The sequence below is a fragment of the Streptacidiphilus monticola genome, from assembly GCF_042658505.1.
In the GTDB taxonomy this organism is placed as follows: Bacteria; Actinomycetota; Actinomycetes; order Streptomycetales; family Streptomycetaceae; genus Streptacidiphilus; species Streptacidiphilus monticola.
In genome coordinates this window covers 1-8,275 of sequence record NZ_JBHSQJ010000079.1, presented here as the reverse complement: position 1 = coordinate 8,275, position 8,275 = coordinate 1, and the positions used below count along the sequence as shown (strand labels likewise).

The 8,275-nt window shown below is 75.1% G+C and carries 6 protein-coding genes; 2 read left to right on the top strand and 4 right to left on the bottom strand.

Going from position 1 to position 8,275, the window contains the following annotated elements; all coding sequences use genetic code 11:
• Window positions 1-594: 594 nt before the first annotated feature.
• Window positions 595-2,271: an allophanate hydrolase gene (locus ACFP3V_RS19260; protein ID WP_380585057.1), complete on the top strand. Its 1,677-nt coding sequence runs from the start codon at window positions 595-597 to the stop codon at window positions 2,269-2,271.
• A 79-nt stretch (window positions 2,272-2,350) separates the two neighbouring features.
• On the opposite strand, the gene ACFP3V_RS19255 is transcribed toward ACFP3V_RS19260, so the two are convergent.
• A complete protein-coding gene (locus ACFP3V_RS19255) occupies window positions 2,351-2,692 on the bottom strand; it encodes an iron chaperone (protein ID WP_380585055.1) in 342 nt (113 codons plus the stop codon).
• A 142-nt stretch (window positions 2,693-2,834) separates the two neighbouring features.
• Between ACFP3V_RS19255 and ACFP3V_RS19250 the strand changes: the two genes are divergently transcribed.
• Window positions 2,835-4,034 carry a 4-hydroxybenzoate 3-monooxygenase gene (locus tag ACFP3V_RS19250; protein WP_380585054.1) on the top strand — a complete coding sequence of 400 codons (1,200 nt, stop codon included), beginning with the start codon at window positions 2,835-2,837 and terminating at the stop codon, window positions 4,032-4,034.
• A 103-nt stretch (window positions 4,035-4,137) separates the two neighbouring features.
• On the opposite strand, the gene ACFP3V_RS19245 is transcribed toward ACFP3V_RS19250, so the two are convergent.
• From ACFP3V_RS19245 to ACFP3V_RS19235, 3 genes are all read right to left on the bottom strand, one after another.
• Window positions 4,138-5,853, bottom strand: coding sequence for a carbohydrate binding domain-containing protein (locus ACFP3V_RS19245; protein WP_380585052.1), 1,716 nt, complete (start codon window positions 5,851-5,853; stop codon window positions 4,138-4,140).
• Window positions 5,854-6,049: 196 nt separating this feature from the next.
• A complete protein-coding gene (locus ACFP3V_RS19240) occupies window positions 6,050-6,613 on the bottom strand; it encodes a dihydrofolate reductase family protein (RefSeq protein ID WP_380585050.1) in 564 nt (187 codons plus the stop codon).
• Window positions 6,614-6,715: 102 nt separating this feature from the next.
• Window positions 6,716-7,660 carry a sigma-70 family RNA polymerase sigma factor gene (locus ACFP3V_RS19235; protein ID WP_380585048.1) on the bottom strand — a complete coding sequence of 315 codons (945 nt, stop codon included), beginning with the start codon at window positions 7,658-7,660 and terminating at the stop codon, window positions 6,716-6,718.
• Between the last annotated feature and the right edge of the window lie 615 nt (window positions 7,661-8,275).

The window sequence follows — 8,275 nt, the reverse complement described above, 5'->3', positions numbered from 1 at the left end:
GGCCGGGCCGCCGTGCGGGGGGCCGGGTGCGCGCCCTGGGGTTCTGGCCTCGCCGCCCTCCGGGCGGGGTCCGGACCGCACGCCCCCGGGCCCGCCCGGGCCGGGGTGGGGCCCGGGAGGCCGGGCCGCCGTGCGGGGGGCCGGGTGCGCGCCCTGGGGTTCTGGCCTCGCCGCCCTCCGGGCGGGGTCCGGACCGCACGCCCCCGGGCCCGCCCGGGCCGGGGTGGGGCCCGGGAGGCCGGGCCGCCGTGCGGGGGGCCGGGTGCGCGCCCTGGGGTTCTGGCCTCGCCGCCCTCCGGGCGGGGTCCGGACCGCACGCCCCCGGGCCCGCCCGGGCCGGGGTGGGGCCCGGGAGGCCGGGCCGCCCTGTGGGGGGTCGGGTTGCGGGCCCTGGGGCCTGGGCCTCGCCGCCCTCCGGGCGGGGGGCCGCCCGGATGGGCTCCGGCCCGCGGGTGCGGGGGCCCGCCCGGAGGGGCGGCCCTGTGTCACCTCCACCGCAGGCGTAGGGCATGTGGCCCACGGCCCACGGCCCCCAGCGCTTCGCGCCGGAGGGCTGCCTACCATCGAACCGAACTCCCAGAGAGGGCAGCGCCCATGCCAGCCGACGTCATCGCCCGGGTGCGGGCCGCGTACGAGCGGATCGCCGTCGTCGAGCGGCCGGAGGTGTGGATCGACCTGAGGCCGCAGGCTGACGTCGAGGCCGAGGCGGCCGCCGTCGATCCCGAACTGCCGCTCGCCGGAAGGCTCTTCGCGGTGAAGGGCAACATCGACGTGGCCGGGCTGCCGACCACCGCCGGGTGCCCGTCCTACGCCTATCGGCCCGACGCCGACGCCACCGGCGTCGCCCGGTTGCGCGCCGCCGGCGCGCTCGTGCTGGGGACGACCAACCTCGACCAGTTCGCCACCGGTCTCGTGGGTACGCGCTCCCCCTACGGCGCCGTGCGCAACGCCCATCACCCCGACCTCGTCTCCGGGGGCTCCAGTTCGGGCTCGGCCGTCGCCGTCGCGCTGGGCATCGTGGACTTCGCCCTCGGCACCGACACGGCAGGATCCGGCCGGGTCCCCGCCGCCTTCAACGGCATCGTCGGGCTCAAACCGACCTACGGGCTCGTGCCCACCGCCGGCGTCGTGCCGGCCTGCGCAAGCCTGGACTGCGTCACCGTCTTCGCCCGGACGCTCGACGAGGCGGAAACGGCCCTCGCCGTCATGACCGACTCGCCGAACCGCCCGCCCGCCCGTCGGCCGGGCCCGTGGCGGGTCGCGGTGCCCGCGACCGCGCAGCTCGGCGAGCTGGACCCCGGCTGGGCCGTCGCGTTCGAGGCGACGGCGGCGCGCCTGGCGGACGCGGGGGCGGAGCTGCGCCCCATCGACCTCACCGCCTTCACCGAGGCCGCCACGCTCCTCTACGAAGGCGCGTTCGTCGCCGAACGCTACGCCGCCGTGGGGGACTTCATCAGCAAGGGCGCCCCCGACCTCGATCCGACCGTGGCCCGCATCATCACCGGCGCGCGGGACATCCCGGCCCATCGCCTCTTCGCGGACCGCGACCGGCTGGCCGCCCTCCGTGCCGTCGCCCTGGCCCAACTCGGCGACGCGGACGCGCTGTTGCTGCCGACCACCCCGGGCCATCCCAGCCTCGCCGAGGTGGCCGCGGACCCGGTCGGCACCAACGCCCGCCTGGGGCGGTTCACCAACTCCACCAACCTGCTGGGCCTCGCCGCCGTCGCCGTCCCCGGCGCGCCCGTCAGTGGCGCCGACGGGACGAGCGACCGCCCGTTCGGCGTGATGCTCATCGGCCCGGCCCACTCGGACGAGCGGCTCGCCCGACTGGCCCGGCTGCTCGGGCCCGCCCCGCTGCTCGCCGTCGTGGGGGCCCACCTCACCGGTCAGCCGCTCAACGGCCAACTGCTGTGCCTGGGCGCCCGCTTCGAGCGCGCGACCCGGACGGCTCCCCGCTACCGGCTCTACGCGCTCTCCACCAGCCCGGCCAAACCGGGCCTGGTCCGGGTGGGGGCGGACGGCGCTTCCATCGACGCCGAACTGTGGCGCATCCCCGCCGAGGGACTGGGCCGACTGGTCGACGGCCTGCCCCGCCCGATGGCACTGGGCCCCGTCGAACTGGCCGACGGCTCCGTCGTTCCTGGCTTCCTGTGCACACCCGACGCCCTGTCCGGAGCCCGGGACATCACCGCCCACGGCGGCTGGCGCGCCTACCTGGCCTCGCTCCCGGCCTCGCCGCCGGATTCGTCCCCGCACACGGACGCCGGCTGACGCCCCCTCACGGCGAGACGCCCCCTCACGGCGAGAAGCGTCCTCACGGCCAGACGCGCCCTCGGGGCGACACGCGCCCTTACGGCGCCAGCGCCGCCCGGATCAGCGCCCTCAGCTCCTCGTCGCCGATGCCGGCCGCGTCCTGCGGGCGCAGCCGGATCGTCCCCCGGCCGCTGAGCAGCTCCGGATGCCGTGCCGTGAAACCGCCGTCGCGGTCCTTCCCCCAGCCGTACAGGGAGATGCCGTGCTGCCAGACCCCGACGTGGAGCCGCCGGGCGCCGACGCGGTAGGTCGGCATCCCGTACGAGAGCACCGGCTCCGCCTCGGGGAATGCCTCCAGCACCAGCCCGTGCACCCGGTCGAAGAGCGTGCGGTGCTCCGGGGCGACGCCGTCCACGTACTGCTGAACTGCAGGGTCCATGGGGCCATTGTCACCGCCCGCACGGCGGCGGGCACGGCACCGGGCACGCCCGTGGAACCGCCCGGGCGCCCCGGACGTTCCTCCGGGGCGTGCCGGCCGTGCGGCGCGCACGATGCGGCAACTGACGTGCGACGGGGGAGAGATGACGAAGCATGCGCACGGGGAGGACGTCCCGGTACTGATCATCGGGGCCGGACCGGCCGGCCTGGTGCTCGGGAATCTGCTGCTGGCGGCGGGCGTGGACTGCGCGATCCTGGAGCAGCGCGGCCGCGCCCATGTCGAGCAGCGCGCACGGGCCGGGTTCCTGGCGGCGAACACGGTGCGGGTGCTCGCCGAGAACGGACTCGACGCCGGGCTGTCGGCGCGCGGCAAGGAGCACGACACGTGTGCCTTCCGCTACCCCGGCGGCCAGTTCGAGCTGTGCTACCGAAAGCTCGGGCGCGCCGAGGTGCACACGGTCTACCCCCAGCAGCACCTGGTGGCCGATCTGGTCGCGGAGTTCCTCGCCCGGGGCGGAGACCTCCGGTTCGACACCGAGGTGACCGCGGTGACCGGCCTGGACGGGGACCGTCCCGAGGTCGCCACCCGTGACGCCGGAGGCGTCACCAGGCGCTGGACCAGCCGCTACGTGGCCGGCTGCGACGGCCGACACGGCGCCAGCCGCCGGGCGCTGCCGCCCGGTGCGGTCCGGCGACACCGCCGTGACCACGACGTGTCCTGGCTGGCGCTGCTCGTGCAGGCGCCGCCGAGCATGGAAGCCGTCGGGTACGCCGTGCACGAGCGCGGTTTCGCCGGCCACATGGCCCGCACCGCCGAGGTGACGCGCTACTACCTGCAGTGCCCGCGCGGCACGGACCCCATGTCCTGGAGTGAGGACCGCATCTGGGCGGAACTGCACCAGCGCATGCAGGCCGAGACCTTCGGGCCGCTGCGCGAGGGGCCGGTGCTGGAGCGCGCGGTGGTGCAGATGGAGTCCGACGTGCTCAGCCCGATCCAGTTCGGCAGCCTCTTCCTGGCAGGGGACGCCGCCGGCCTGATCAGCCCCTCCGCGGCCAAGGGCGCCAACCTCGCCGTGATGGAGGCCGAGATCCTGGCCCGGGCACTGGTCCTGGCGGTGCACACCGGGGACTCCGCGGCCCTGGCCCGCTACTCCGCCGACTGCCTGCCCCGTGTCTGGCGGGCGCAGGAGTTCTCCCACTGGATGATCAACCTGCTGCACGGGCCGACCGGGACCGGCGAGGAGGCGGACTTCCTGCGCGGCCTGCAACTCGCCCGCTTGGAGAGTCTGCGCTCCTCGCGCAGCCATCAGGACCATTTCGCCGAGAACTACGTCGGCATCTGACGCCGCGCCGGCGGCGGGGCCGCCGGTCACGGCATGAGCCCGTGGGACCCCGGGCAGCGTGTCATCCGGGGGTCCCACGGGCGGTCGGCGGGCCGTCGCGGCCTCAGCTCAGGGTGAAGTCGTCCGCGGAGACGTTGCCCTGGCCGTACCAGCCGTGCACGAAGACGGTGACGGCGCCGCTGCTGCCGGTCGTGAAGGTGACCTTCAGCTGGTTCCATCTGCTGCCGCTGGACCAGGTGCTGGCGCTCGCGCCGCCGCTGACGCCGATGTAGGCGTACGGGCCCTGGACCCAACCGGTCAGTGTGTAGCTGTGGTTGGGCTGCAGAGTGACGGCCTGGTCGCACTCGCCCGTGGTGCTGGAGCCCGGGACGACCAGAAGTGCGTGACTGCCGCTGTGGACGGGGGAGTTGACCACGGCGCTGCCGGACTGGCAGGTCCACGGGCTGAGGCCGCCGGTCTCGAAGCCGCCGTTGGTCAGCGCGCCTCCGCCTCCGCCCCCGCCGCCTCCGCCGGAGCTGGTGACGGTGAGCGAGTAGGTGGCGCTGTGGCTGCCGGAGGCGGCGCTGCCGGTGACGGTGATCGGGTAGGTGCCCGCCGCAGCACTGGAGCCGACCGTCGCGGTGAGCGTCGAACTGCCGCCCGAGGTGACGGAGTTGGGGCTGAAGGTGATGCTGACCCCGGAAGGCGCCCCGGAGGCGCTCAGGCTGACGCCCTCCGCGCTGCCCGCCGTCACCGCCGTGGTGACCGTGGCCGTCGCCGAGCCGCCCTGGGCGACCGAGGCGGAGCCGGGGGAGAGGGAGAGCGAGAAGTCACTCGAACTGCCGCCGCCCCCGCCGCCGGAGCTGCCCTCGTAGGGGACGAAGGCATCGGTGAAGGCGAGCGTGCTCTGGCTGATCTCGCTGCAGGTCGAGAGCGAGTTGGCGCTGCCGCTGCACGGCTGGTCGCGGTTGACCGACCAGAAGGCCAGCCGCCCGACGCCGTGCTGGGCGGCGAAGCTCTCCACCGTCTGGGCGTCGGCCAGGGTGAAGGTCGAGCCGTCGTCGTTCTTGCCGATCATCGGGGTGATGCCGAGGTTGGCGTAGCTGTAGCCGGGGTCCACCGACTGCATCTGCGCGAGCGTGGCCTGCGCGGCGGCGACCGCGCCCTGGCCCATCTCGGTGCCGGTGCCCGCGTAGTAGTCCATGGTCATGATGTTGACCACGTCGATGCGGATGCCGGCGTTCTTCGCCGCCTTGAGGATGTTGACGCCGTCCCCGGTCAGGCCGCTGGTGAGCACGGGCAGGGTCATCGAGAACTGCAGGTTCGGGTTGCTCGCCTTGAGGTCCTTCATGGCCTGCATCTGCCGGGCCGCGGCGGCGGTGTCCGCGACCGCGGCGCCCTCGACGTCGAAGTCGAGCTGGGTGACGCCGTAGTCGTTGATGATCGCCTGGTAGCCGGCGTCGATGCTGCTCTGCGTGGAGCAGGTCCACGCCAGCGGCTCGCCGCTGGCGCCACCGGAGGAGACGATCACGGAGGCGCCCTCCGACTTGGCCTTCGCGATCAGCGGATCGGTGAACGAGTCGGCGCCGATGGGCAGGGTGTCGCCCCAGATCTGGTTGCAGCCCTCGCCGAGCACGAAGGCGGCGGTGTAGGCCTTGAGGCCGTGCTGGGTGATCGCGGTGTCGAGCAGGCCCTCCTGACCGTTCGACATGTCGACATAGGGAGCCACGGAGTAGACGCTGGTCGCGGCGGAGCTGCTGGTGGGGGCCAGCAGGCCGACCGCGCCGGTCACCGCGAGCGCCAGGGCGCCGGCGGAGGCCGCGAGTTTCGCCACGTGCATGACACAGAATCCTTCGGGGGATGCCCGCGGTGCATGGGCTGTGGGGGTGTGGGTGCGCTCGGGCCCGAGCGTGACTACCAAACAGCTTCGGCGGGCCTTCCGTCAATAGGACTAGACCAAATCCGGGTCGTTCCGGTCGGGCCGAAGCCCCGCGAGCTGCCGCCCGCGAGGCTTCGGCCGGCGCCGCCGGTCTCGCTCAGCGCGTGCTCCTGCGGTACCGGGTACGGATCAGCGGGCCGTCCAACTCGACCTGCACGCAGTCAAGTTCGGTGACCGGGCCATTCTCCGGGAAGATCCGGCGGCCGCGCCCGAGGACGACCGGGAAGGTGAGCAGCCGGTACTCGTCCACCAGGTCGGCCGCGGCGAGCCGGTGGGCGATGTCCAGGCTGCCCATGACGAGCACGTCGCGCCGCTCCCGCTTGACCGCGTCGAGGAGGTCTCCCTGCAGTACACGGGAGTTGGCCCAGGCCGCGGCGTCCGCCTCGGTCAGCGTGCGCGAGGCGACGAGCTTGTCGGCCGCGTTCATGCGCGAGGCGAAGGCGTCGTCCCGGTTCGGCCAGAGCCGGGCGAAGTGCTGCCAGGTGCCGCGGCCCAGCAGCAGCACCCCGTCGTCCAGGAGGCGTCCCAGGCGGAACGCGTCCCCGCCGACGGCCTCGCGGCCGTACCGGAACATCCAGGGGCCGGGCCCGGAGCCGGCGGAGCCGTCCGGGTCCTCGGCGACCCCGTCGAGGGTGGTGAAGGCGATGGCGATGACGCTCATGGCGATGGTCCCTTCGGGTAGGCGGATCGGTGTCCACCCGTACGTACCGGCGGGACCACCGGAACTCATCGCCGTTTCGGGAGAATTCCGGGGAGCCTTCTGTCAGTGCGGGTCCCCGGCCCCGCCGAGCCGCGACGGCAGGCCGAAGGACGCCAGCACCCGGGGGTCCGCGAAGACGACGTTGCGGGAGATCCGGCCCCGGGTGACGGCGAAGACCTGCACCGAGTGCAGCCGACGGCCGCCGACCGCCTCGTCCGAGGCGTAGGCGGCCAGCGCGGGTTGGCCGTTGGCACGCAGCGGCCGCACGGCCCAGTCGCGTCCACGCAGCGCGAACACCCGCTCCATGAACCGGCCGTAGTCCCCCCGCCCGACGTACCAGAGCGGGACCGGCGGCATCTCCAGCACCGCGTCCTCGGCCAGCAGCCGCACCAGGGCCAGCACGTCCGCCGCCTCGAAGGCCCGGGCGTAACGCTGCACCACGGCGCGGACCTCCGGGTCGTCCGCTTCCCGCAGCTCCGCGGGCGCGCCGTGCCCCAATGCGTCCTTGAGGACCGCGCGGGCGCGCTGCAGCGCGCTGTTGACCGCCGGGACGGAGGTGCGCAGCTGCTCCGCGACCTCGGCGGCGGAGAACTGCAGCACCTCGCGCAGCACCAGGACCGCCCGCTGGCGGGCCGACAGCAGCTGCACGGCGGCCACCCACGCCAGCCGGAGATCGGCCCGTGCCTCGACGTCGAACCGCGCGTCCGGGAACGGCTCCAGCCACGGCACGTCCACGGCGGGCGTCAGCGGAGCCCGCGGATCGTCACTCGGCGCCCCGAGTCCCGACGGCAGCGGCCGCCGGGCCCGCCCCTCCAGCGCGCTCAGGCAGGCATTGGTCGCGATCCGGTACAGCCACGTCCGCACCGACGCCCGCCCCGGGTCGTACCGCTCCCGCGCCTTCCAGGCGCGCAGCAGCGTCTCCTGCGTCAGATCCTCCGCCTCGTGGAACGAGCCCAGCATCCGGTAGCAGAACGCCACCAGATCCCCCCGGTACGGCTCCAAGTCCACCGCCCCATCATGCCCCAGCGACGCCGGACGCCCCGCCCCTTCCGCTGCGCGTCGCCCCTGCCACGGCTGCCGCCCCCGGCCACGTCCAAGCGGGTGGCGGCGATGCCACGTCCTCACACGGCGACGCCCCGCCGCCTCCACCCTGGCGCCGCCGCAGTCGGCAGGCCCGGGCGTTCGGCCAGGGCTCCGCGCTCCCCGCCCGGGGCCCCGGGCTTGGCGCCGCCTGGGCGCCACGCGCCCCCGCCCAGGTCCTGCGGCCGCCGTCCGGGTACGGCGTGGCCCCGCTACGCCCCCGAAGTCCCGGCGTCTGACCGGGACTTCGCGCCTCCCCCGTGCCCGCCGCCTTGGGCCCTAGGCTGAGAGCCCCGCGCCCCGCTCCGCGTCCAGGGCCCGGGCCTGGCGGCTCTGTTCCCGGTGTCGCCCGGGGTCGCCGTGAGCCGAAGGCCCCGCGTCTGACCGGGACTTCGCGTCTCCGCGCCCGGCGCCCCGGCCCCCGCGCCCCGGGCCTGCCGCCCCGGCCCCCGCGCCCCGGGCCTGCCGCCCCGGCCCTGGGCTGAGGGCCGTGCGTCCCGCGCTGCCCGGCGCCCCGGCCCCCGCGCCCCGGGCCTGCCGCCC

Coding starts and splice junctions, on each gene's coding strand:
- ACFP3V_RS19260 (WP_380585057.1), top strand. CDS start 595: ATGCCAGCCGACGTCATCGCCCGGGTGCGGGCCGCGTACGAGCGGATC.
- ACFP3V_RS19240 (WP_380585050.1), bottom strand. CDS start 6,613: ATGAGCGTCATCGCCATCGCCTTCACCACCCTCGACGGGGTCGCCGAG.
- ACFP3V_RS19245 (WP_380585052.1), bottom strand. CDS start 5,853: ATGCACGTGGCGAAACTCGCGGCCTCCGCCGGCGCCCTGGCGCTCGCG.
- ACFP3V_RS19250 (WP_380585054.1), top strand. CDS start 2,835: ATGACGAAGCATGCGCACGGGGAGGACGTCCCGGTACTGATCATCGGG.
- ACFP3V_RS19255 (WP_380585055.1), bottom strand. CDS start 2,692: ATGGACCCTGCAGTTCAGCAGTACGTGGACGGCGTCGCCCCGGAGCAC.